The organism is Arthrobacter russicus (assembly GCF_031454135.1).
In the GTDB taxonomy this organism is placed as follows: domain Bacteria; phylum Actinomycetota; class Actinomycetes; order Actinomycetales; family Micrococcaceae; genus Renibacterium; species Renibacterium russicum.
The window spans coordinates 1,432,990-1,455,797 of the sequence record NZ_JAVDQF010000001.1 but is presented as its reverse complement, the minus strand read 5'-3'; the positions used below and the strand labels follow the sequence as shown (position 1 = coordinate 1,455,797).

Genomic DNA, 22,808 nt, shown 5'->3' with positions numbered 1-22,808 from the left:
CCATGGCTTTGCTGCTCTATCGACTCGGAAAATTTTCCGCCACCCATCGTTGGGCGGTGGTGGCGCTCTGGTTGGTGATCCTGCTCGGCGCCGGCGGCGCTGCGGCGGCCTTCCACGGCCAAATGTCCAACAATTTCCAGATTCCCGGCACGGAAACCCAGCGGATGCTGGACAAGCTCAAAACCGATTTGCCATCCTCCGCCGGCGGCAGCGCCGGCATCGTCTTCGAATCCGGCAACGGGTTCAGCGACGCGCAGAAAAGCGCGATCGACGATGCTTTGCAGAACCTCGGAACCAAGAGCTACGTGCAATCGGCGGTGAGCCCGTTCGAAACCCAGGCCCAGATCGACGGGACCGCCGCGCAAATCCAAGCCGGCCAGCAAAAGCTCGACGCCGGTGCAGCGCAACTCGCCGCGGGGCAGGCGCAACTGGCGCAATTGGAAGCCATTCCGCAACGGCCGGCCGCGGTCGAAGCCCAGTACCAGGCGCTCAAGGCCCAGCTCGCCGCGGCTGAAGCGGAAGCCGCCGCCGGCGAAGCGCAACTTGCTGCCGCGAAACAGCAAGTCGCGGCGTCGCAAGGCTTGCGCTTCGTGTCCGAAAACGGAAAAGCCGCAGTGGCCCAGGTCCAGTTCAAAGTCTCGCTCTACAGCTTGCAGCCCAGTGATCGCCAGGATGTCCAGAGCATCGTCAACGAGGCGAAATCCGCCGGCGTCGAGGTCTATTTCAGCAAGGAGATCACCGAAGACGTCTCCCAGCTGTTCGGCCCGGCCGAAATCATCGGCGTGGTGATTGCCGCGATCGTCCTGATCGTGATGCTCGGCACCTTGATCGCGGCCGGACTGCCGTTGTTGATGGCGGTGATCGGCGTCGGAATCGGAGTGGGCGGCACGTTCGCGCTCACCGGCGTGATCGAGATGAGCTCCATTTCGCCGATGCTGGCCTTGATGCTCGGTTTGGCAGTCGGCATCGACTACTCGCTGTTCATCGTCAACCGGCACCGGCAGCAGTTGCTGGGCGGGATGGACCTGCGCGAATCGATTGCCAAGGCCACCGGCACCAGTGGCAATGCAGTGCTCTTCGCGGGCCTGACCGTGGTGATCGCGCTGGCTGCGTTGACCATTTCCGGATTGCCGTTTCTTTCCGTGCTGGGCTTGGCCGCCGCGGCGACCGTCGCCTTCGCGGTGCTGATCGCGCTGACGCTCACCCCGGCGGTGCTCGGCTTGATCGGCAAACGGGTGATTTCCCGCCGGGCCTGGCGCAAGGCGGAGCTGCACCCGGGCGAGGCTGAGGCCAAATCCGAAGCGAAGTCGCATAGCGCTAAAGGCTCCGGATGGGGCGGATTCGTCACCCGACACCCGATCATGACCCTGGTGGCGAGTGTGCTGGCGCTCGTGGTCGTCGCGCTGCCAGCGGCGAGCCTGCGGCTGGCGTTGCCGGACGGCGGCTCCGAGCCCGTCGATTCGAGCGCCTTCAAGTCCTACCAGTCGATCGAAAACAATTTCGGCGCCGGCATGAACGGTCCGATCATGGTGGTCGGCGAGTTGCCCGCCGGGCTGAGCGACGCCGATGTGCAGCAGGCGCGGTTCAATGTCGCGAACGAACTGCGCGCGGTGCAAAACGTCACGGCCGCGGTTCCGGTTGCCTTGAGCGACGACAAGCGCACCGCGGTGTTCCAAGTGATCCCGAAGGACGGGCCGGCAAGCGCCAGCACCGTGACTGTGGTGCACGACCTTCGCGAAGCCGGAACCAAGATCAAGTCGGACACCGGGGTGCAGATCGGTTTGACCGGGCAAACCGCGGCCAACGTCGATGTCTCCGCGAAACTCGGCGAGGCGTTGCCGCTGTACTTGGCCGTCGTCGTCGGGCTGTCGTTGCTCCTGCTGTTGCTGGTCTTCCGCTCCATCGTGGTGCCGTTGCTAGCCACCGGCGGGTTCCTGCTTTCGCTCGCGGCCAGCTTCGGCGCAGTGGTGGCCGTCTACCAATGGGGCTGGCTCGGCGCGGTGTTCGATGTGCCCAATCCCGCCGCGGTGCTGTCCTTCCTGCCGATCATCCTGATTGGGGTGCTCTTCGGTCTGGCCATGGACTACCAGGTCTTCATCACCTCCGGGATGCGAGAGGCTTTTGCGCACGGCGAGAACGCGAAACAAGCGGTGCGCACCGGATTCAGCCATGCGGCCAAGGTGGTGGTGGCCGCGGCGATCATCATGACCAGTGTTTTCGCGGGCTTCATTTTCTCGCATCTGACCATGGTCCGCCCGCTCGGATTCGCGCTGGCTTTCGGTGTGCTGATCGACGCCTTCGTGGTGCGGATGACGATCGTGCCGGCTGCGATGCACCTGCTGGGCAAAACCGCCTGGTGGCTGCCGCGCTGGTTGGACAAGATCCTGCCCGACGTCGACGTCGAGGGCGCCAAAGTGGTGGCCCTGCACGAAGCGCGCAGCGCTGATCCCCAGGACGACGACAAAGATGAAGATCTAGTCGCGGCCAAAGCCTGATCGGTGGCGAAGGGCCGGACGCTGGATGCGTTCGGCCCTTCGCGCTCCGGCCGGGACGGGGCTTACCAGGATCGAATACCTGTACTAGTCTGTTCTGGTGCTCAACGAAGAAATCGCTCCGGCATCACCCCACCCGACCACCGCGGATGCGGTGGTTTCCGCGCGTGCGCTGACCAAAAGCTACGGCGATTTCACCGCGGTCGACGGCATTTCCTTCGACGTCGCGCCGGGGGAGTCCTTCGGCCTGCTCGGCCCGAATGGAGCCGGCAAATCGACCACCATGCGGATGATCGGCGGGGTTTCGCAACGGACCTCGGGCGACTTGACGATCATGGGCCTGGATCCGGAAAAACACGGCCCGCAGGTGCGCGCCCATCTGGGCGTGGTTCCGCAGCAGGACAATCTGGACGAAGAATTGAAAGTCCGGGACAACCTGATCGTCTACGGGCGTTATTTCGGGCTGCCGCTGAGCTACCTCAGGCCGAAGGCCGATGAGCTTTTGGAGTTCGCGCAGTTGACCGAAAAGGCCTCCGCCAAGGTCGACGACCTGTCCGGCGGCATGAAACGGCGTTTGACGATCGCCCGCTCTCTGGTCAACGATCCGAAAATCCTGCTCCTCGACGAACCGACCACCGGGCTGGACCCGCAGGCCCGGCACATCCTCTGGGACCGGCTCTTCCGGCTCAAAGAAGCCGGTACCACCTTGATTCTGACCACGCATTACATGGACGAGGCCGAGCAACTGTGCGACCGGCTGATCGTGGTGGACAAAGGCAGCATCATGGCCGAAGGATCACCGGCGTCATTGATCCGGGAGTATTCGACGCGCGAGGTGGTGGAACTGCGCTTCGGTTCGGAACGCAACAGCTCGGTCGGCACGGAGCTGCAGGGGATCGGCGAGCGGATCGAGACTTTGCCGGACCGGGTGCTGATCTATGCCGACGACGGCGAAAAGGTGATGGAAGCGATCGCCGGTCGGGGATTGCACCCCTTGACCTCGCTGATCCGGCGTTCTTCGCTGGAAGACGTGTTCCTCCGGTTGACCGGGAGGAGCCTCATTGACTGAGCCGCACCCGATCCCGGAACGGACCAAAATACCGGTTCCGTTGACTCCGGAGCAGTCCGCCGTCAAGGCTGTGCGCTTCGGCTCCTGGTATTTCGCAGAGCACATGTTCCGCCAAATGCGGAACTGGCTGGTTTCGATTGCCGCCTATTCGATCGGTTCCCCGCTGGCGTACCTGTTCGCGATGGGGATCGGTCTGGCCTCGCTGGTGAATTCGAGCACCAGCAACCAATTTTCCGGGGTCAGTTACCAGACTTTCATCGCTCCGGCGCTCGTGGCTTCGACCGCGCTGATGTCGGCCGCCGGGGATTTCATGTTCCCGGTGATGGCCGGGTTCCGCTGGCGCAGGATCTACTACGGGCCGCATGCTTCGCCGTTGGTCCCGGAGCAGATCGCCAAGGGGCACATCATCTCGACCTTCATCCGGATCCTGCTGCCCACCGCGGTCTATTACCTGATCGTGGTCTTGTTCCAGGCGGCGCCGTCGCCCTGGGGATGGCTTTCGGTGCTGACCGCGAGTCTGGCCGCAATGAGCTTCGGCTTGCCGCTGATGGCGTGGGTGGCCACGCTGAAAACCGACGCCGGCCAGTTCGCGATGGTGCAGCGGTTCATCGTGACCCCATTGTTCCTGTTTTCCGGAACGTTCTTCCCACTGAGCCAGTTGCCGGTCTTCCTGCAGTGGATCGGTTGGATTTCACCCTTGTGGCATGCCACCGAATTGGGCCGGGTGCTGAGTTTCGGCTATCCGGAAGCAGCCTGGCTCACCGTGGTCCACCTGGTGTACCTGTTGGCGCTGGCCGGGTTCGGTTGGCGCCTGTCGCAGCGGATCTACGCGAAGAGGTTGGCAGAATGAGCGCGGCATTGTCCGGCACGGAATCCGCAGCGGATTCCGCGGCCGCCCGGGTGGCGAACCGCAGGGGCAGCTTCGGTGCGCTGTATTCCGGCAATGCCAGGTCGGTGATCGCCCGCGGACTCTTGGCCACGCGCAGCACCAATTGGTTGGTGATGCTTTCCGGTTTCGTGGAACCGGTGCTGTATCTGTTGTCGATGGGCGTGGGGCTCGGTTCGCTGGTCGGCGCGGTGACCGGTCCGGGCGGGCAGCAGATCAGTTACGCCGCCTATATCGCCCCGGCGCTGCTGGCCACCTCGGCGATGAACGGCGCGGTCTACGATTCCACCTGGAACGTGTTCTTCAAGATGAATTTCGCAAAGCTCTACCAAGGCATGCTCTACACCTCGCTGGGGCCGTTGGACGTTGCCCTGGGCGAGATCTTCCTGGCTCTGCTGCGCGGTTTCGTCTATGCGACCGGATTCACCATCGTGATGGCCGCGATGGGCCTGGTGACCTCGCCCTTGGCCTTGTTGATGGTGCCGGCCTCGGTGTTCATCGCCTTCGGCTTTGCCAGCTTCGGGATGGGCATCACGAGTTTCATCAAGAGTTTCCAAGGCATGGACTGGATCAACTTCGTGATGTTGCCGATGTTCTTGTTCTCCGCGACCTTCTACCCGCTCTCGGTCTACCCGGAAGCAGTCCAGTGGATCATCCAGGCTCTGCCGCTGTGGCATGGGGTCGAGCTGCTGCGCGAGCTCGGTGCCGGGGTGATCGGTTGGGGCACCGCGGGGCACCTGCTGTATTACGTGGTGATGACCGTGCTCGGATTGATCCTGACCACGTCCAGATTGCGCAAGCTCTTCCTCAAATAATCGGGCAGTCCGCAATAGCCCGGCAATGGTTCAAAAATTCCCTACCGGCCGGCCTAAGCTCGGACCATGGCGTCGGTCTGGGAACTCGCGGCAGCGGACGTGCTGCCACAGCTGGATGCCGGGTTGGCGGGCTATTTCGGTGCGCTGCCGGACGGGAAAGTCGGTCTGGGCCGGGGCAGTTTCCAGCAGGTCGGCACGCCGCGGCGCTGGCTCTGGCCGGTGCTGTGGCTGCTGGCGCGGGAAGGGATCGTGTTCCCGGTATGGCAGCAGCGGGTCCCCTTCGAGGTATGCAACCGACCGGGTCACGACCGCCGGGGACGCGCGACGCTCTCCGCGACCCGGACTTTCCACTTCCGGAACGGCAGCAAGGTGATGCCGGATTCGATCGCCGTGGAAGCGGATGGATCGCTGACCGACTGCCTGGGCAAACACGGCTGGCTGGCCGTGTCGCTGACCGTCGAGGCCCGCGACGGGGCGATGCGGCTGACCGGCTCGCGGGTCCGGCTCCGGGTTCCCTGGGGCTGGTTGAGGATTCCCGCTGCGGTGTCGCCCGGCGTGCAGATCACTGAGCGCTTCGATGCCGAGACCGGCCGGCAGCAGGTTTCGATGCGCTTGAGCCAACCGCAGTTGGGGCTGCTCTACGAATACCGCGGCGACTTCGGTTACCGCTGGGCGGACTCGCCGGACTCGCCGGACTCGCCGGACTGACCGGGACGGGGCCGGTCGAGGTTGTCCACGATCAAGCCCAGCGTGAAATCGAACCGCTGGTGCCCGTCGCCCGAGGTCAGCTCTGCTGCATAGCGGCTGGTGTTCGGGAAACGTGCTGCGGGCAGGGCGCTGAAGCGCTGCACCAACTCGGCGCGCTCGTCGTTGCTCAACACCCAGCCCTCGTTCAGTTCGCTCCGCCGGTGCGCCGAGAGCGCGATCTCCAATGCGTAAGCGCCCACGTAGAGGAAGAGCGCATCGATCGCCCAGGCTGCGGTCTGCGGATCGATGCCGCCGGCGAGCAGGATCGCCAACATGCCTTCGTTGATCCGCAAGACGTCGAGATCGGTGACCACCATGGAGAGTGCGGCCCGGGAGATGCCCGGGTAGTTCAGGTACTGGTCCCTCAGCTGGGTGCAGACGTCCACGATCTGTTCCCGCCAAGCTGCCGGGTCGGGCTCGGGCAGCACCAGTTGGCTGCACAGTCGGCCGATGATCAGCTCATCGATATCGGCTTTGTTGACCACGTGGGCGTAGAGCGAGGCGGGGCCGGTATTGAGCAGACCGGCCACGCTGCGCATGGTCATCGCCTCGTAGCCTTTGCCGGCGACGATCTCCAGAGCGGCATCGGTGATCCGTTCAACGGTGATTGGCGTGTTCCGCCGGGGCTGCCGGGCGGTTGCCGCGGCCGGTTGCGCGTGCCGGGCGGCCCGGCGCTGCTTGGGATCCACACTCATGCCTTCCAGTGTAGCTTGACACGAACAATGTTCCATTGATAGAACAGTGTTCGTAATTCTAGAACAATGTTCGTCGATGATGCCGGTACCACTCCGCACCACCGCTCTTGGAAGGAATGCCGATGAGCAGCCAGTCTGAAATCCAATCGAAGCCCGTGGCCGGCCCGCCGCAATCGTTGCGCGAGGTCTGGGTTGCGCTTGCCGGTCTTGCCGCGGTGTTCCTGTTCGAGATGCTGGACAACTCGATCCTCAACGTGGCGCTGCCCACGATCGGCCGTGAGTTGCAGGCCTCGACCACCGGCCTGCAATGGGTGACCGGTGCCTATGCGGTGGTTTTCGGCGGTCTGATGCTGGTCTTCGGTGTGATCGCCGACAAGTTCGGCCGACGCCGGATCATGCTGATCGGACTGGTGCTGTTGGCCGCGGCCAGCCTGGCGACGGCGTTCGTCAGCACTGCGGAGCAGCTGATCGCAGTCCGGGTCGCGATGGGCGTGGCCGCAGCGATGACCACGCCGGGCTCGATGGCGCTGGCTTTCCGGTTGTTCCAGGACGACGGCCTGCGGGTGCGCGCCTTGACGCTGATCTCCACCGTGGGCTTGATCGGACTCGCGATCGGCCCGACCGCCGGCGGGCTGGTCCTGGCGGTCGCGCCCTGGCAAGTCCTGCTGCTGGTGAACGTGCCGATCGCGCTGCTCGCGATCATCGGTGTGCGCAGCGGCATCGCGACTGACGATCCGGCTGAGCTGCACCGCGATCCGGTGGACGTCGGCGGTGCGATCCTCGGCACCGTGACCATCGTGCTGGCGCTCGTCGCGCCGACCCTGTTCGTCAACGAAGGTTCCGGATCGGCACTGCCGTGGATCGCGGTTGTTGCCGCGCTGGTCGCTGCGGTGCTCTTCGTGCTGCGCGAGCGTTCCGCACGTTACCCCATGCTCGACCTGACCCTGGTGGCCCGGCCTCTGGTATCGAGCGGCTTGGCGTTCAAGGCCGCGACCGGACTAGCCACCGCCGGCCTGGGCTATCTGGTGACCTTGCAACTCCAGCTGGAGTGGGGTTGGCCGCCGGCCCTGGCCGCGCTCGGTCTGCTGCCGCAGGTCGTCGTGCTGATCGCCGGCGGCGTCTTCGTCAGCCCGTTCGTGCGCTGGGTCGGTCTGGGCCGCGCCGCCTGGCTGAGTGCCGCGGCAGTCGTCGTCGGGCTTGCCGTCTACGGCCTGTTCGGTGGTTTCGGCTATTTCTGGATCGCCGTCGCATTGGCGCTCGTCGCGGCCGGGCTGCGGGTGAACGGTGTGGTCGCTGCGACCAATGTGCTCAAAGGCCTGCCGGAGAACCGGACCACGATCGGCGTGGCGCTGGTCGACACCTCCAGCGAGGTCGCCACCGGAGTCGGCATCGCGCTGACCGGTACTCTGCTCGCCGTGATCTTCAACGGGAGCATTGTCAGCCCGGACTGGAACCCGCAGCAATACGGCGAGTTCCGTGCCGCGATCACGATTGCCGGGCTCTCGCTGACCGGGTTGGCAGCGGCTCTGGTGGGCTGGGGCTTCGTCCGGGCCCGCGGTTCCGCGGAATCCGAGGCCTAACCGAGTCCGTGTTCCACGCAGAAAAGCGCCGCCTGCACCCTGGAGACCAGATTCAGTTTCCCGAAGATCCGGGACAGATGGGTTTTCACCGTGGTTTCCGCGATGCCGAGCCGGCGCGCGATCTGCTGATTCGTCCAGCCCGCGCCGACCGCCCGCAGCACGTCCAGTTCCCGGGCGGTCAGTTCAGCTAGTCCTTGCGGCGTCCGGGCTTCGGGCCGGGGTTCCGCCGCGGCAGCAGAGACCAGCTTCTCGATGACCGTCCGGGTGACTTCGGGAGCGAGCACCGCGTCGCCGGCTGCGACATTGCCGATGCCCTGGATGATCGCTTCGGCGGAAGCGGATTTCAGCAAGAACCCCGCAGCCCCGGCCCGCAAGCCGCCCAGCACATAGTCGTCCAGGTCGAAGGTGGTCAGGATCAGCACCCGGGCGGTTCCGGCCGCGCTGATCTGCCGGGTGGCTTCGATGCCGTCCATGCCGGGCATCCGGATGTCCATCAACACCACCTCCGGGCGCAGACTGCGACTCATCGCCACCGCGGTGGCCCCGTCGCCGGCCTCGCCGACCACCTCGATTCCGGGGTCCTGGGACAGGATCATCCGCAGGCCCTGCCGGATCGCCGCGTGGTCGTCGGCCAGCAAGACCGAAATCACCGGGTTCACCTGGGCAACCGCACGGCGACCCGCCAGCGGTCGCCGGCGGCGTCTGCGGAAAAGCTGCCACCCAGTTCGGCGGCCCGGACGGCCATGTTCGCCAAGCCGTAGCCTTGCCGGTTCCCGGATTCCGCGGCTTGGACCAGCGGATTCTCCACGGTGAGCAGTGCAGCTCCGGGATCGGCATCCAACCGTACCGTGACCGGCTGTCCGGGTGCGTGTTTGTTCGCGTTGGTCAGCGCTTCCTGGCTGATCCGGTACAACGTGCTCGAGGCTGCCGAGCCGAGGTCTTCCGGGATCCGGACGAGCAATTCCACCGGGTTTCCCGCGGCCCGGCTGGCTTCGGCCAGGGCCCGCAGTTCGGCGCCCAAATCCAACCCTCCGGCGCTCCCTGGCGCGTCCCGGCGGTCTTCGCCGGTATGCAGCACATCGATCATCTGGCGCATATCGGCCAAGCCTTTCAACGAGGTTTCCCGGGAAGCCCTGAGTACTTCGCCGCGCAGTGCGGGATCCGCGGAGCGCAATGCTGCTTCGCTCTGCAAGGCGATCGCGGAAAGCCGTCCGGCGATCACGTCGTGCAGATCACGGGCCATTTTCCCGCGTTCCCGGGCCACCGAAAGTTGCAGATCGAGCCGGGAGAGCTCCCGTTCCTGGCGGACCATCAGCTCGGCTTGCCTGGCCCGCTGCTGTTCGACCTCGGCGATCTGTTCCTGCTGGCGGACGTTGGCAGCCCACCACATCGGGGTCAAAAACGCCACCACGGCCTGCAACCCGACGATCAGGGCCGGTTGCCAGCCGTTCCCGGCGAATGCCGCAGCGAGCACCGACAACGCACTGATCGCGACCGCGAAGACCCGGATGGCCCGGCTCAGCCGCGGCCCGGCATAACGGGTGCCGGTGAAGATCACTTCGAAGAGCAGCAGCAGTGCGGCGATTCCGGCGTCGTCCAGGGTGAGCAGCACCGCCGCAACGGAGGCCGTGGCGATCATCGCCGCGGGCCTGGTGCTGCGCAGGGCGATGCCGCAACTGCCCAGGAGCAGCGCCGCCGGCCACAGCTCAAGTCCGGGGAACAGATCGATTTCGAAGCCGCCGAACCAACGCAAACCGGCGGACTGCAGTGCAGCCGCGAGCAGCAGATAAAACAGCGCAGTGCCGAAATCCTGGCCGGGGATCTCGCTCAGCACTTCGCGCAGCCGTCGGATCATCTTTTGATTGTGCCGCGCCCCGGGGCCCGGGACAAGCAGTTCCGGGCCGTGGTCCTGCAAAGGTAGGACCCGGAGCTCCTGCTGCTGGCCGATGCGCTCCTGCGCCCCGAGGCAGAGGCTGGAAGCATGAAACATTGGCTCATCCACACCGTGGTCTTCTTCGCCGCCCAGATCGTTTTCGCGATCATCGGCTTTTCCTGGCCCTGGGAGGTGCTCAATGGCCGGCTGCCGGTCAATTCGATCTTCGCCTCGATTGACGACCAGTTGTGGGTCGCCAACACGTCGCGGATCTGGAGCATCGTCTGGCTGGCGGACACCGGGATTTCGCTGCTCGGCCGGCGCGCGCCCAAGCAGACTGCGGATCCGGAATGAAAATCGCGGAGTTCGTCGCCGAAAATCCGATCGTCGCGGTGATTGTGGGCTGCGAAATCGCACTCTGGGTGGTCCTCTTCCTGGGCCTGGCCGTCCGCTACTTGCTTCGGCTCAGACGCACCAGCAGCGTGATCCTGGCCCTGATCCCGCTCATCGACGTGGTGCTGCTGGTCGCGGTGGCGATCGACATGTCCCGGGGTGCGGAACTGGGTTGGGTGCATATCGCGGCTGCATACTATTTGGGCGTGAGCGTGGCCTTCGGCCCGGCCCTGGTCAGGTACGTCGACGTCCGTTTCGCGCACCGCTTCGCGGGCGGTCCGCCGCCGCAGCCCAAGCCTCGTTACGGAGCGGCGAAACACCGCGCCTTGTGGCAGGAGTGGTACCGGGTGGTGGCTGCCGCGGCGATCGCCTCCGCGGTGTCCTTGGCGCTGATCGTCTTTTTCGCCGATCCTCGGGCCCAGGAAATGCTCTGGTGGTCGATCGGCCGCGCTTGGTTCATCGTGGGGCTCTGGTTCGTCTTCGGCCCGATGGTCAAGCCGAAGCCGGAATCGGCAAGCCCGACGGTTCCGGTCCGGCGGTAGCGCTGACCGCAGCGGGCGGTTGCGGCAGAACCCGGGTTTCGCCCGGCGCGGAAGCGGGCCGCCGGCCGTGGCCGGTTTGCGACAATGGAAGCATGTTCTCCTTGGGATCCTCTCAGACTTCTGGCAAACGTCCGGGCCGATTGGCCGCCGTCGGGCCCCTCATCCTCGCGGTGGTCTTCCTGATCGCCCTGGTGCTGGCCGCGAACAACAACACGGTATTGGGCTGGTTCATCGCAGTGATCGCGTTGGCCTGGCTGATTTTGGCGACTCTGGTGTACATAGGGGTCTACAAAGCAGCACGCTTCGGTGCCGAACAAGTGCGCCGGGCCACCTCCGGTTTGGAGCAGAACCAGCAAGCCGACGACGCCGGCACCAGGCTGGTCGCCGAAAGCGCGCCGGCGGACGGAGCCCGGGACATGAAACTCGACCACAGTTTCAAAATCATCCAGGTGCAGGCCGGCGAAATCAGCAAGGCCTTGACGACACTGCACGGCTCCAGTGGGGCTGGCGCCAATTGGGACTACATCGAGCGAGCGCTGGAAACGATTCAGATCACCGCGCACAACGGCCGGGACATGATCGGTGGCGAATCCCGGAAACCCGGCAAATCCGGCGCCGGCGCCGGCCCCGACGAGCCGCTCGCCGGCACTGTCGTCGAAGAATAGGCCGGGAATAGACTCGGCCTGATTGCCGGGTAAAGTGGATCGGGTGAGCACCTCGACTTCGAAAAAGGCTGTCAATGCCGTTCGTGTGGCTTCGGTCAACGTGAACGGAATCCGTGCGTCGTACCGGAAGGGCATGGCCGATTGGCTGGCCAGCCGAGACGTCGACATCCTGTGCCTGCAAGAAGTCCGTGCGCCGGACGAGGTGGTGGACGGCTTCCTCGCCGCGGATTGGCACGTGCTGCACGCCGAGGCCGCGGACAAGGGCCGCGCCGGAGTGCTGATCGCTTCACGCAAAGACTCACTGCAGCCGATTGCCACCCGGATCGGCATCGGCGACGAGTACTTCGCCACGACCGGTCGCTGGGTCGAGGCCGATTACCGGCTCTCCGACGGCAAGCAACTGACGGTGGTGAGCGCTTACGTGCATTCCGGCGAAGTCGACACCCCCAAGCAGCTGGACAAGTACCGGTTCCTCGAGGTGATGCTCACCCGGCTGCCGGAGCTGGCCGAGCACAGCGACTATGCGCTGGTGGTGGGCGACCTGAACGTCGGCCACAAGACCTTGGACATCAAGAATTGGAAAGGCAACGTCAAGAACGCCGGCTTCCTGCCGGAAGAGCGGGCCTATTTCGACAAGTTCTTCGGCGAATTGGGCGTGGACGGCGGCCTGGGCTGGAAAGACGTGCAGCGCGAGGTCGCCGGCGAGGTGGAAGGCCCGTACACCTGGTGGTCGCAGCGCGGCCAGGCCTTCGACAACAACACCGGATGGCGGATCGACTACCAGATGGCCACCCCGGGTTTGTTCGAACAGGCCGGCAATGTCGTGGTTGACCGGGCCGCCAGTTATGACACCCGATGGTCCGACCATGCGCCGCTCGTCGTCGATTACACCATCCGCTGACCCCGATCCGTCGAGTCATTGAAGCCCGGAAAGTCTGAAATGCCTGCAAATCCACGTGCCCGGATCCTCTCCGGCATGCAACCCTCAGCCGATTCCCTGCATTTGGGAAACTACCTCGGAGCCCTCGTGCAATGGCGTGCGATGCAGGAGGAATACGATGCGGTCTACATGATCGTGGACCTGCATGCGATCACAGTCCCGCAGGATCCGGGAGTCCTGGCGCAGCGCACCCGGGTGACCGCGGCGCAGTACCTGGCCGGCGGCATCGACGTGGACAAGTGCACGCTCTTCGTGCAGTCGCACGTTCCGGAGCACACCCAGTTGGCTTGGGTGCTCAATTGCCTCACCGGTTTCGGCGAAGCTTCGCGGATGACCCAGTTCAAGGACAAGAGCCTGAAGCAGGGCTCCGACACCGCCAGCGTCGGGCTCTTCACCTACCCGATCCTGCAGGCCGCCGATATCCTGCTCTACCAGCCGGAGGGGGTTCCGGTCGGCGAGGACCAGCGGCAGCACGTGGAGCTCAGCCGGGACTTGGCCCAGCGGTTCAACCATCGGTTCGGTGAGACCTTCGTGGTTCCGCAGGCTTTCATCCAGAAGGAATCTGCGAAGATTCAGGATTTGCAGAACCCGGCGGCGAAGATGTCCAAGTCCGCCGAATCCCCGAACGGCTTGATCAACCTGCTCGATGATCCGAAGGTCACCGCGAAGCGGATCAAATCGGCGGTCACCGACGACGGAACCGAGATCCGTTACGACAAGGCAGAAAAGCCGGGCGTTTCGAACCTCCTGGCGATCTATTCGGCGCTCAGCGGCAAGCCCATCGCGGCGATCGAAGCCGAGTACCAAGGCAAGATGTACGGGCATCTCAAAGTCGATCTGGCCGATCTGGTGGTTTCCGAGCTGGCCCCGATCCGGGCACGGGCGCAGGAATTGCTCGCGGACCCGGCGGAACTCGACCGGCTGCTCGCCGTGGGCGCCCAGAAAGCGCGTGAAGTAGCCGCAGTGACTCTCGAAGAGGTTTACCGCAAGGTCGGATTCCTGGCACCGGTGGCCACTGGGCCCCTGGGAACCTCGGCGGCGAAGTAGCGCAAATGGTGGAATCCGGAGCGGAAGGCGGCTCGACCGGACCGGTCCGGTCAGTCGGCGTCGTGGTGGCGTTGCCGGAGCCTTACGCCAGCGAACTGCGCGGTTGGCGGGCGTCCTTCGGCGACCCGCTGGCCGAAGTGGTCCCGGCGCACATCACTTTGGTGACCACCACCCCGGCCGAAGACTGGCCGGCGGTGCTGCAGCACGTCCGGGCGGTGGCCGCGGAGCAGCGCAGTTTCCGGGTGGAGCTGCGCGGCACCGGAGGGTTCCGACCGGTTTCCCCGGTGGTCTACCTGAACGTGGTGGTGGGCTTCGACGAATGCGTCCGATTGCACGGTCTGCTACAACGTGGCCCCTTGGCCAGGGACTTGCCTTTCCCGTTCCATCCGCACGTCACGGTGGCGCACGACATTTCCGAACTCGGCATGGATGAGGCGCAGCGCCGGCTCAGTTCCTATCAAGCGGAATTCACTGTGGATAGCATGGGACTGTACGAACACGACGCCGACGGCGTGTGGCAACTTCAGGAGGAGCTCAGCTTTGGCGGCCCGGAAAAGTCCGAGACCTAAACAGCCGGTGCCAGTGGTGCCCGCACCAACCGATCGCAAAGAGCTGGAACGGCGGCTGATCCTGAAGCGGATCGAGCTCAGCCGGGCGAAACGCGAGCAACAGGCCAAACCGGCATCGCCCGGTGCGCCCGGCCTGCTGCAAGCCCGGATCGAATACCTGCTGGCCAAGCTCAACCTGGTCCGTCCCATGCGGGCTTTCCAGACCTATTCGCTGCGCCACGGACCGTTGCTGGCGGCCGGCTCCGCGTACAACATGTTCTTCTCCGTGGCCGCGATGCTGGTTGCTGGATTCTCGGTCCTCGGTTTGCTGGCGGCCGGAAACAAGGGCCTGCAGGATGCCGTGGTCAACGCGGTCGCGCAATCCACCCCGGGGCTGATCAATACCGGCAACGGTGGCTTGGCGGAGCCGGATCAACTGTTCAACTCCGGCGACGGCTTCGGCTGGGCGCTGCTGATTTCCTTGGCCGCATTGCTGTTGACCTCGCTGGGCTGGATCGGCGGCCTGCGCGAAGGCGTGCGCGGCGTATTCGATGCGGGCCCCTTGGAAGCCAATCCGGTCCTGCTCAAACTCAAGGACGCGGCCACGCTGCTGCTGCTCGGCGTGGTCCTGGTGGTGACCTCGGTGATCAGCGTCGGCGTGGTGACCGCTCTGGACGGGGTGATGGGCGCGCTGTCCTTGGACGCCGAGGTGGTACGGCCGATCACCTACATCGGCTCGCTCGTGGTCCTGCTGATCCTCGACCTGGCGGTGTGCCTGGTCTTGTTCCGTTCCGTGTCCGCAATCCAGATGCCACGCGGGGTGCTTTGGCAGACCGCTTTGATCGCCGCGGTCGGCTCGACCGTGCTGCGCGCATTGTCCAGTGTACTGCTGGCGAATGTCGCCGGACGGAATCCATTGTTGGCACCGTTCTCGGTGATCCTGGGTTTGTTCGTCTGGTTCTATTTGTTGTCCCAGGTGTATCTCATTGCCGCCGGTTGGGGTGCCGTGGGCAAAGCGGATGCGGAGCCGGTGCGCAGCCCGACGAACTGACCGAATCCGGATGCGTTGACGTCGTGGATGTGCGCGATCTGATTCACGGGCGTACCTCGGGAGAGGCGGGGGGCAGACTCCACTCGCCTCTCCCGAGGATCGATTACCAGCTATGCTCCGAGCCCACTGCGGTTAGCCCCACTGGTAGGCTCTTTGCCGATCCTTGGCGGACTCGCATTTTTCTACGAGGAGAGTGCTGCTGCCCGGTCTGGGGATGAGGCAGCCCCCGGTATTGACACTGACAATCCTTTCATCCGGTGTGAAATACCACCAATATTCTTTAGCGGAACGGTTTTCGCAGGAATTGGCCACTACGCTTGTGGGGCTTGGTGCTCTGGCGCACATGTAGTAGTCGCCGCTACTGTCCTTCATTCCGGATTCAAGTACCGGCTTGTATCCGCCCTGGCCGCTGACCATGCCGGTCCAGGTTCCCCAGGTGCGTTCCGTAGAAACCACGCATTGACCCATATACAGTTGTTCCGTTCCGGAGTTGCCGTAGAGGTTGAGGCATTGCCCGGTGCCTCTCGATGCGAGTAACAAACCGGAGTCCCGATCAACGGATCCGAAGGAGTTCTCCGCATAGTCGGTGAGCCACTGCTGCCTACCGCTACCGTTGCACGCTTCAGTTTCCAGGTTGGACCCGGATTTGTCACCGGTCAATGAGAGACAGGCGTTGGTCGCCCTGTCGACGATTGACCCATCGCTGCGGTACCTCCACATTGCGTTGGTCGCCTTGTCGCACGGCCAGATCACCGTCGTTCCGACTCGCCCTTGGCTGTTGAGACAGTATTCGCTGCGGCCCAAGCCGATCACGCCATAGCCTTCCGCATCGCGTTGGCGGAACTGCCAATGGTTCATCGGATCGCCGGGATTGCATTCCCAAACGATCACTTCGTTCGCCGGTTGCATGGCCCCACTCTTGTTGTTGGCGCAGAGCCGGAATTGGGCATTGATCAGCTGGTTCTGGCCGTAGCTGATGTTCGTAGTCTGTGCCACGGTTGCCCGGGGTATTCGATTGCCTGGAAAAATGAGTGAGTTCATCGCCGGGTTGGGCGCATTCGGTTTTACTTTGTTGTCTCCGAGATCCAGGTATTTGCCCTTCCCCTTGAAGTAGGAGTCGATGCTGTCTGTGTCGTCAGCGGTGAGTACCGTGGCCTTGATCCTCTCCTGGAAAGGAAGCAGGATCCGCTGATCGGCCTTCTCTTGGTCGAGCTTGTCGCCAGCTAGCCGGTCGCTGAGCGCATAACAGCACTTCGAGTCGTTGTTAAAGTAGGCTTCCCGGGGTGAGATCTTCGGCGTGTTCGGCACGGTGTTGGGCAATGATGTGTCCCAACTGAAGTCTTTCCGCCACATCGCCCAGTCCGGGATTGGGACGAATTGCGCCAAGGGTTTGTTCCGGGATTTCACCAATTCGGACATCTCCGCCATGGTCCCTTCCCGGACGTTGCGGAGTTCGGTTGAGCTAGGCACGGTCATCGGGACCATATCCAGGTATGAATCAGTCTGGCTGTAATACGGGAATTCATATTGATACTCCTTATATCCTTGAGCATCTTTCATCACGACCTCGACTGAGGGTACCGCTACATTCGGCGCGTCACTCCAGGAATCGACGGCTGCGTAGGCATTGGATTCGCCGGGTTTGATGGGTGGTAGCGCATTGATGCTTTCCGCGATCTGAGCGCTCATCACCGGCATGGCCATGACATTGCCCGGTGGGATATTGGCCTTGACCAGATCGTCCTGGAATTTTTCGATGGTGGGGTAAGCGGTCATCCGGAATTTGAAGATGGTGCTGCTGTATAGATCAGCACCGAGTCTTTTGCTTATCCGGTCAAAGGCCTTGACTACGTCTAGCACGTCCCCGTCACTCTTGATTTCCAGATTGATGATCGATCGGCCTTTGGTGTTGACGTAGTCGGTCAGAAAAGTATCCAGGTTGATGATCTTCTGATCGGAGACCGACCGGTCGATTTTGACCAGGTTCTTCTCCCGCAGTTGGCTGTAAGTCAACGAATCCAGAGTCGCATTCGGGCCAGTATCGGTTTGCGGGTTGTAGCCTGGTTCGAGCATTTTACCGATTTTGGTGTCGTGGAACAGCACGAATTGACCGTCTTTGGTTTTGCGGATATCGGTTTCGATCCCTGGCCGGCAGGCCTGGTAAGAGTTACGGAACGCGGCCAGACTGTTCTCCGGAGTGTCGGCGTCGAAATCGCCGCGGTGCCGGACCGTGGTCACCTTATCGGTGCCACCCATCTCAAGTAGTCCTTCCAGAATTTCCAGCGACGTTTTGCTGCAGTTTTTGCCCAAGTCGGTCCCGGCAGCAACTTCCTCTGTTCGGGGTGCTGCCGCAGGCTCAGCGGCCGGTGGCGGGGCGGATTCGACGGGAGGCGTCGCCGTGGCGGGCGCGACGACGGCGATTCCGCTCACCGCAAGCGCGAGCACGGTGAACGTGGCGAAGCGTATGCTTCTTCGATCTGGCTTTTTCTTCATATTGATTACCCCAATCAGCAGTTTCTGCGGAAGTTAACTTCCGCGATGAATCGGCAGCAATTTCGACTGCTGCAGCATACTAAATGATTCACTGGGCGAATCATTTTGGAAAAACGTTGCTTTCGGCAATATTCGATTGACCTACCCCGAGGCTCGGAGAGGTCGAAGAAATGATCAGCTACTCACGCACGAAAGCTGTTTGATTCCTTTTTAAAAGGTATATTCAGGCTTTGCGTTAAATCAAGAGTCGGGAGCCATTTTAATTAATTATTTTCGCTGCCCAGAAACTCATCGTGACCACGATCTGCGCCCTGGAGTCAAGCCGTCGGAGTCTGCCCGCGGTCAGCTGTTCACGTAGCGTTTGCGGAAAGTTATAGCCAGGTTGGGTGAGACGTGTGTAAGATCACTGGGAACGTTCCCGGCATGCTGCTACACAGGTTGATCTGCTGCATCGGTTGACTCGCTGCATGGTCGGAACGTCCCACGATCGTTTGTCTGGCACAGGGGGGTTACCGATGAAGACAGCGACGGCAGACCAACGGGTCAAGCCACCAGAGCAACGGCCCCGACGGGCGCATCCGTGGGCGTGGTTTTTTCTTGCCCCTGCTTTCCTGGTGTTATTGACCTTCGACTACTGGCCATTGCTCCGCACTTTTTTCTTAGCTACCCAGGGCACGGACTTATTCGGCGCACCGAGCGGTTTTGTCGGCACCGACAATTTTGAACTGATGCTGACGGATCCCAGGTTCTGGAATACGATTCTGGTCACCTTTATCTACACTGGGGCCTCGGTTGTTGGGAAAGTACTTATCGGTCTGGCCATCGCAATCCCGCTTTCCAGCCGACTCAAAGGCACACCTTTGCTGCGCTCGATCGTGCTGATCCCGATGGCGGTTTCGGTTGCCGTCGCGGCCCTCGTCTTCAAGATGATGTTCCAGCCGGGGACTGGTTTGTTCGACCAGATCTCCGGGCTTTTCGGTGCCGGCCCGGCCGGATGGCTGACCCAGCCGCAGATGGCCCTGCTGGCCGTGGTGATCGTCGACGTCTGGTGCGGGCTGGGCATTTCGGTGCTGCTGTTGCTCGCGGCCTTGGACGGCGTGCCGGAAGAAGTCATGGAGGCTGCGCAGATTGATGGCACCGGCACTTTGCAGCGGCTCTGGCACGTGAAGCTGCCGTTGATCACGCCAACCTTGTTTTTCATCTTGATCACCCAGTCCATCGCCGGAATGCGGGAGTTCACCGTGATCAACCTGCTCACCGGCGGCGGTCCGGGAACGGCGACCAACACGTTGGTGATCGACATCTACAAAACTGCATTCGGCTCAGGTACCAGCGATTACGGCGCCGCGGCGGCCCGTGGAATTGTGCTATTGCTCATCATCGTGACGCTGACCTTCATACAGATGCGGGTCCTGGAGAGGCGGGTGCATTACTGATGTCCAACACCACAAAGACGCCCAAAACCATGGGAACATCCAAAACCACGGAAAGATCCAGCGCGCAACGGATCAATTGGCGTAGTACGCCCACGTATGTCTACCTCACCGTGGTCGCGCTGCTGGTGGCCGGACCGGTGCTGTTCGCCTTCGTCGGGGCTTTCACACCCACCGGCACTATCATTGGCGGCGGCGCGCCCTGGTTCACCGCGTGGACTTTGGAGAACTTCAGCACCGCGTTCCGGAACTCTCCATTACTGGCCCAGTTCGGCAACTCGGTGCTGGTGACCCTGGCCCAGGCCTCATTGCAGTTGGTTACCTCACTGATGGCGGCCTATGCCCTGGTCTTCGGGAACTTGAAACGGCCCAATCTGGTGCTGGCCTTCTTCTTGGTCACCATGATGATCCCGAGCGAAACCACGATCATCGCGAATTACCTGACCATCCGTTCGATCGGGCTCTTCGACACCCTGATCGCGGTATTCATCCCCTTCGCGACCAGCGCCTATGCGGTCTTCTTGTTCCGCCAGGCGTTCAAAAGCTTCCCCAAGGAAATCCATGAGGCGGCGGTCTTGGACGGGGTTGGTCCCGTGGCCTTCTTGTTCCGCTTCCTGTTGCCATTGAACAAGCCGATTGTGATGACAATTAGCCTGGTCAGCGCGATCGCCGCCTGGAACGGCTACCTCTGGCCGCTGCTGATCACCGAATCGCCGTCCAGCCGCACCGTGCAGGTGGGTGTGGCAGCGCTCAGCGACTCGCTGTCGGTGGACGTCGGCTCAGTGCTGGCGGGCTTGGCCTTCGTCAGTCTGCCGATGCTCATCCTGGTCATCTTCGGCCAAAAATTCCTCACTAAAGGACTTACCCAAGGAGCAGTCAAATGAGAAAAACCATGTTTAGACGTTCGCGCCTGAGCTTGATCGCTGGCCTGAGCATTGCCGCGCTGGGCTTGACTGCTTGCGGCGGCGGCGGTGCCGGGCCGGGTGCCGATGGCGGACCGGTCAAGATTTCCTTCTGGCACTCGGCTTCCGGCGCGGCCGGGGATTCACTCAATCAGCAGATCGCCGCGTTCAACGAAGCTCAGAGCGGGAAGATCCAGGTGGAAGCGATCTACCAGGGAACTTACGAATCGTCGATGGCCAAACTGGCCAATGCGGTGCAATCCGGCGCCACCCCGGCTTTGATGCAGGCATCGGACATTTTCACGGGCTACATGATCGACTCGAAGCTCACGGTACCCGCCCAGGACCTGGCGGCCAAGGAAGGAAGCTACGACTTCGAGGATTTGGCACCGGCAGTCAAAAATTACTATACGGTCGATGGCCAAGTCCGCTCGATGCCGTATCAGATTTCGCAGCCGGTGCTGGTGCTGAACCTCGATGTTCTGGCCAAGGCCGGGCTGACTCCGGAAGACGTCCCCACCGACCTCTCCGGGTTGTTGAGCACCGCGAGCAAAATCAAACGAGATTCCGGCATCGCCGGCATGTCCTTCTTCGTCAATACCTGGTGGAACGAACAATTCACCGCATCTTATGGGCTGAACTATTGCACACCGGACAATGGTGTGCAGGGCCAGGACGCCACCGCCTTCAAGTACACCGATCCCAAACAAGTGGAAACCTGGACCACGCTGCAAGACCTGGTCCGGGAAGGCACCATGGTCAATACCGGCTCGGATGCCACGGCCTCGGTAGGTGCCTTCACTTCCGGTGCCGCAGCGATGTCACTGGTCTCCTCCGGCGCGATCGGCAACATCGTCAAGACCGGAGTTAATTTTGCGGTCAAGCCGTTCCCGGTTTCCGCTGCGGACGGCGGGGTGGTGCCCGGCGGCAATTCGCTCTGGGTGATTGGCAAAGACCGCTCCAGCGCCGAACAGAAGGCGGCGTGGGAACTCTCCCGGTATTTGGGCAGCACTGAGGTGCAAACCAAGAACTTCGTCGATTCCGGGTATTTGCCGACCACTTTGAGTGCCGCGAAGGCAGTGGCCTCGCCGACGCCGCAGCAGCAAGCATTGCTGGATCAGCTGGCCAACAGCAAGCCGACGACAGCTACCGCCGGCTGCCATTCCGGAGCCTTGGGTGAGGCGCGGCAAGCATTGCAGCCGGTGTTGGAATCGATGCTGGGCGGTGGCGATGTGCGAGCGATTTTCGCCGAGCAGGAAAGCAAAGCCAAAGACATCATCAGCAGGTACCAGCAGCGGGCCGGGAAGTGAGTCCAGAGACGGTGCAGGTGCGACCATACAGTTCAGCAGTGCTCGACCATCCATCGCCGTTCCGTTACGGGATCTTCATGCGGCCGGGACCGGCCTTCGGCGAAACCGCCTTGCGTGCCATGGAAATCGCGCACCGGCAGTTCGGTTTCCGGGCTGCTATTTCCTACCCGCCGCACACTACTCTGGTCGGCAGTCTGGCCTTGGCCGTTCCGGAACGCAAATTGCTGGACGTGCTGGACAAGCTGCTGGCGAGTCGGGCCGCTGTCCGGATGTGGAACAAGGGCCTGGATTCTCAGTTCGGTGACAGCATCGGTTACAACGTGAACGAAGACGGTGCGGGCGGCCCGAATCGCCGGCTGCGCGAATTGGTCACCGACCTGTTCACCGCAGTCGAGCCATTGCGGACCCACCCGCCGACCGATCGGGGGATCGCCAAGCGGAAACTGGAGGACGGCAGTGGTTTTGAGGGGCATTTGACCGTGGTTGGCCATGACGGCGTGGATAATTTGGCCCTTACCTGGGAGTGCCTGGAGTATTTGCGGACGCTGGGCTTGGACGGCCCTGCTACCGACCCCGGCGACACAGTCTCGTTGTACCGATTCCACTCCCAGGACTGGGCCGGACGGTACTGGGAAACCATGCAGTGGGCGGTAATGAAAAGCTGGAAACTTGGCTGAACTGAGTTTCCTGCCGCAATTGGGCCTGGCGGTATTGCTATCCCTCGTCGTCGGGATGGAGCGCGAGTTCCGGCAGAAACAAGCCGGAATCCGGACCCATGTGCTGGTCGGCCTGGGCGCTGCGGTCTTCATGGTGGTCTCGATCATCCAGTTCGGCGATTCGCGGATTGCGGCGCAAATCGTCTCCGGAGTAGGATTCCTCGGTGCCGGGTTGATTTTCGTCCGCCGGGATATGGTCCGGGGGCTGACCACGGCAGCCAGCGTCTGGCTGGTGGCCGCGATCGGCATGGCAGCCGGTGCAGGGTTGTTCACCCTGGCACCGGCGATCACAGCAGGCTATTTGCTGGTCACACTGGTGATCAAACCCCTGACCCGTCGGATGCCACACGCCCGCAGCACCCGGCACACCCTGATGATCCGCTACCAGGATGGGCGCGGATTGCTCCGGACCATCATTGCGGTGATCGCCGAGCACGGTATGAAGGTCAGCAATCTCCAGGTCCGGGATTCGAGCATTGACCCAGCAACCCAGGAGATCATTTTGCAGATCGACGGATCGCCGAACGCCACGGACGCCGCCGTGGTGGCCTTGAACCGTATTCCAGGGGTATTAAAGATCAGGTTGAACGCGAAACCTGACGAGGGCTGAC

Annotated in this window: 22 protein-coding genes; 18 read left to right on the top strand and 4 right to left on the bottom strand. The window is 62.8% G+C overall.

Annotation, left to right across the window (positions count from 1 at the left end; all coding sequences use genetic code 11):
• Positions 1-2 precede the first annotated feature (2 nt).
• The 5 genes from JOE69_RS06845 to JOE69_RS06825 all read left to right on the top strand — a co-directional run bounded on the left by JOE69_RS06845 (position 3) and on the right by JOE69_RS06825 (position 5,970).
• Positions 3-2,495 (top strand): MMPL family transporter, encoded by a 2,493-nt coding sequence (locus JOE69_RS06845; protein ID WP_309797214.1) that lies wholly within the window; start codon positions 3-5, stop codon positions 2,493-2,495.
• 97 nt (positions 2,496-2,592) lie between these two features.
• Entirely contained in the window at positions 2,593-3,561 is a 969-nt protein-coding gene (locus JOE69_RS06840; protein WP_309797212.1) for an ABC transporter ATP-binding protein, read from the top strand.
• A complete protein-coding gene (locus JOE69_RS06835) occupies positions 3,554-4,411 on the top strand; it encodes an ABC transporter permease (protein ID WP_309797209.1) in 858 nt (285 codons plus the stop codon). The genes JOE69_RS06840 and JOE69_RS06835 overlap by 8 nt, the downstream gene beginning before the upstream one ends.
• Positions 4,408-5,262 carry an ABC transporter permease gene (locus tag JOE69_RS06830; protein WP_309797207.1) on the top strand — a complete coding sequence of 285 codons (855 nt, stop codon included), beginning with the start codon at positions 4,408-4,410 and terminating at the stop codon, positions 5,260-5,262. The genes JOE69_RS06835 and JOE69_RS06830 overlap by 4 nt, the downstream gene beginning before the upstream one ends.
• Before the next feature lie 66 nt (positions 5,263-5,328).
• Positions 5,329-5,970, top strand: coding sequence for a DUF4166 domain-containing protein (locus tag JOE69_RS06825; protein ID WP_309797202.1), 642 nt, complete (start codon positions 5,329-5,331; stop codon positions 5,968-5,970).
• Here JOE69_RS06825 and JOE69_RS06820 read toward each other — a convergent pair.
• Complete coding sequence (locus tag JOE69_RS06820; protein ID WP_309797200.1) at positions 5,925-6,704, bottom strand: TetR/AcrR family transcriptional regulator; 780 nt, start codon at positions 6,702-6,704, stop codon at positions 5,925-5,927. The two genes, JOE69_RS06825 and JOE69_RS06820, sit on opposite strands and share 46 nt — an antisense overlap.
• 122 nt (positions 6,705-6,826) lie before the next feature.
• Here JOE69_RS06820 and JOE69_RS06815 point away from each other — a divergent pair, with 122 nt between their 5' ends.
• Complete coding sequence (locus JOE69_RS06815; protein WP_309797198.1) at positions 6,827-8,284, top strand: MFS transporter; 1,458 nt, start codon at positions 6,827-6,829, stop codon at positions 8,282-8,284.
• Here the strand turns inward: JOE69_RS06815 and JOE69_RS06810 are convergent.
• Together JOE69_RS06810 and JOE69_RS06805 are read right to left on the bottom strand one after the other, a co-directional pair.
• Positions 8,281-8,934, bottom strand: a complete 654-nt coding sequence (locus tag JOE69_RS06810) for a response regulator (protein WP_309797196.1) — start codon at positions 8,932-8,934, stop codon at positions 8,281-8,283. The two genes, JOE69_RS06815 and JOE69_RS06810, sit on opposite strands and share 4 nt — an antisense overlap.
• A 5-nt stretch (positions 8,935-8,939) precedes the next feature.
• Entirely contained in the window at positions 8,940-10,274 is a 1,335-nt protein-coding gene (locus JOE69_RS06805; RefSeq protein WP_309797194.1) for a sensor histidine kinase, read from the bottom strand.
• Here JOE69_RS06805 and JOE69_RS06800 point away from each other — a divergent pair.
• The 7 genes from JOE69_RS06800 to JOE69_RS06770 all read left to right on the top strand — a co-directional run bounded on the left by JOE69_RS06800 (position 10,266) and on the right by JOE69_RS06770 (position 15,343).
• Entirely contained in the window at positions 10,266-10,511 is a 246-nt protein-coding gene (locus JOE69_RS06800) for a hypothetical protein (protein ID WP_309797192.1), read from the top strand. The two genes, JOE69_RS06805 and JOE69_RS06800, sit on opposite strands and share 9 nt — an antisense overlap.
• A complete protein-coding gene (locus tag JOE69_RS06795; RefSeq protein WP_309797191.1) occupies positions 10,508-11,092 on the top strand; it encodes a hypothetical protein in 585 nt (194 codons plus the stop codon). Before JOE69_RS06800 ends, JOE69_RS06795 begins: the two co-directional genes overlap by 4 nt.
• A gap of 92 nt (positions 11,093-11,184) precedes the next feature.
• Positions 11,185-11,757, top strand: a complete 573-nt coding sequence (locus JOE69_RS06790) for a hypothetical protein (RefSeq protein WP_309797188.1) — start codon at positions 11,185-11,187, stop codon at positions 11,755-11,757.
• 34 nt (positions 11,758-11,791) lie between these two features.
• Positions 11,792-12,658 (top strand): exodeoxyribonuclease III, encoded by an 867-nt coding sequence (locus JOE69_RS06785; protein WP_309801202.1) that lies wholly within the window; start codon positions 11,792-11,794, stop codon positions 12,656-12,658.
• 39 nt (positions 12,659-12,697) lie between these two features.
• The gene (gene trpS, locus JOE69_RS06780; RefSeq protein ID WP_309797186.1) at positions 12,698-13,744 is read left to right on the top strand and encodes a tryptophan--tRNA ligase; all 1,047 of its coding nucleotides are present in this window, start codon (positions 12,698-12,700) and stop codon (positions 13,742-13,744) included.
• Between the two features lie 5 nt (positions 13,745-13,749).
• Positions 13,750-14,313, top strand: coding sequence for a 2'-5' RNA ligase family protein (locus JOE69_RS06775; protein ID WP_309797184.1), 564 nt, complete (start codon positions 13,750-13,752; stop codon positions 14,311-14,313).
• A gap of 13 nt (positions 14,314-14,326) precedes the next feature.
• Positions 14,327-15,343 (top strand): YihY/virulence factor BrkB family protein, encoded by a 1,017-nt coding sequence (locus JOE69_RS06770; RefSeq protein ID WP_309797182.1) that lies wholly within the window; start codon positions 14,327-14,329, stop codon positions 15,341-15,343.
• 132 nt (positions 15,344-15,475) lie between these two features.
• Here the strand turns inward: JOE69_RS06770 and JOE69_RS06765 are convergent, their stop codons facing one another.
• Positions 15,476-17,836 (bottom strand): ricin-type beta-trefoil lectin domain protein, encoded by a 2,361-nt coding sequence (locus tag JOE69_RS06765; RefSeq protein ID WP_309797180.1) that lies wholly within the window; start codon positions 17,834-17,836, stop codon positions 15,476-15,478.
• A 467-nt stretch (positions 17,837-18,303) separates the two neighbouring features.
• Here JOE69_RS06765 and JOE69_RS06760 point away from each other — a divergent pair, with 467 nt between their 5' ends.
• From JOE69_RS06760 to JOE69_RS06740, 5 genes are read left to right on the top strand one after another with little or no spacing between them, the layout of a single operon-like run.
• Positions 18,304-19,272 (top strand): carbohydrate ABC transporter permease, encoded by a 969-nt coding sequence (locus tag JOE69_RS06760; RefSeq protein ID WP_309797177.1) that lies wholly within the window; start codon positions 18,304-18,306, stop codon positions 19,270-19,272.
• A complete protein-coding gene (locus JOE69_RS06755) occupies positions 19,272-20,153 on the top strand; it encodes a carbohydrate ABC transporter permease (RefSeq protein WP_309797174.1) in 882 nt (293 codons plus the stop codon). Before JOE69_RS06760 ends, JOE69_RS06755 begins: the two co-directional genes overlap by 1 nt.
• Positions 20,154-20,161: 8 nt before the next feature.
• The gene (locus JOE69_RS06750; protein ID WP_309797172.1) at positions 20,162-21,481 is read left to right on the top strand and encodes an ABC transporter substrate-binding protein; all 1,320 of its coding nucleotides are present in this window, start codon (positions 20,162-20,164) and stop codon (positions 21,479-21,481) included.
• 38 nt (positions 21,482-21,519) lie between these two features.
• Positions 21,520-22,158: a hypothetical protein gene (locus tag JOE69_RS06745; RefSeq protein WP_309797170.1), complete on the top strand. Its 639-nt coding sequence runs from the start codon at positions 21,520-21,522 to the stop codon at positions 22,156-22,158.
• On the top strand, positions 22,151-22,807 hold the full coding sequence (locus JOE69_RS06740; RefSeq protein WP_309797168.1) for an MgtC/SapB family protein: 657 nt from the start codon (positions 22,151-22,153) through the stop codon (positions 22,805-22,807). Before JOE69_RS06745 ends, JOE69_RS06740 begins: the two co-directional genes overlap by 8 nt.
• Position 22,808 lies beyond the last annotated feature (1 nt).

Excerpts from the sequence above, each read along its gene's own strand:
- JOE69_RS06825 (WP_309797202.1), top strand. The coding sequence starts at position 5,329 with ATGGCGTCGGTCTGGGAACTCGCGGCAGCGGACGTGCTGCCACAGCTG.
- JOE69_RS06790 (WP_309797188.1), top strand. The coding sequence starts at position 11,185 with ATGTTCTCCTTGGGATCCTCTCAGACTTCTGGCAAACGTCCGGGCCGA.
- JOE69_RS06815 (WP_309797198.1), top strand. The coding sequence starts at position 6,827 with ATGAGCAGCCAGTCTGAAATCCAATCGAAGCCCGTGGCCGGCCCGCCG.
- JOE69_RS06800 (WP_309797192.1), top strand. The coding sequence starts at position 10,266 with ATGAAACATTGGCTCATCCACACCGTGGTCTTCTTCGCCGCCCAGATC.
- JOE69_RS06765 (WP_309797180.1), bottom strand. The coding sequence starts at position 17,836 with ATGAAGAAAAAGCCAGATCGAAGAAGCATACGCTTCGCCACGTTCACC.
- JOE69_RS06805 (WP_309797194.1), bottom strand. The coding sequence starts at position 10,274 with ATGTTTCATGCTTCCAGCCTCTGCCTCGGGGCGCAGGAGCGCATCGGC.
- trpS (WP_309797186.1), top strand. The coding sequence starts at position 12,698 with ATGCCTGCAAATCCACGTGCCCGGATCCTCTCCGGCATGCAACCCTCA.
- JOE69_RS06830 (WP_309797207.1), top strand. The coding sequence starts at position 4,408 with ATGAGCGCGGCATTGTCCGGCACGGAATCCGCAGCGGATTCCGCGGCC.
- JOE69_RS06845 (WP_309797214.1), top strand. The coding sequence starts at position 3 with ATGGCTTTGCTGCTCTATCGACTCGGAAAATTTTCCGCCACCCATCGT.
- JOE69_RS06760 (WP_309797177.1), top strand. The coding sequence starts at position 18,304 with ATGGTCGGAACGTCCCACGATCGTTTGTCTGGCACAGGGGGGTTACCG.
- JOE69_RS06795 (WP_309797191.1), top strand. The coding sequence starts at position 10,508 with ATGAAAATCGCGGAGTTCGTCGCCGAAAATCCGATCGTCGCGGTGATT.
- JOE69_RS06755 (WP_309797174.1), top strand. The coding sequence starts at position 19,272 with ATGTCCAACACCACAAAGACGCCCAAAACCATGGGAACATCCAAAACC.
- JOE69_RS06820 (WP_309797200.1), bottom strand. The coding sequence starts at position 6,704 with ATGAGTGTGGATCCCAAGCAGCGCCGGGCCGCCCGGCACGCGCAACCG.
- JOE69_RS06775 (WP_309797184.1), top strand. The coding sequence starts at position 13,750 with ATGGTGGAATCCGGAGCGGAAGGCGGCTCGACCGGACCGGTCCGGTCA.
- JOE69_RS06750 (WP_309797172.1), top strand. The coding sequence starts at position 20,162 with ATGTTTAGACGTTCGCGCCTGAGCTTGATCGCTGGCCTGAGCATTGCC.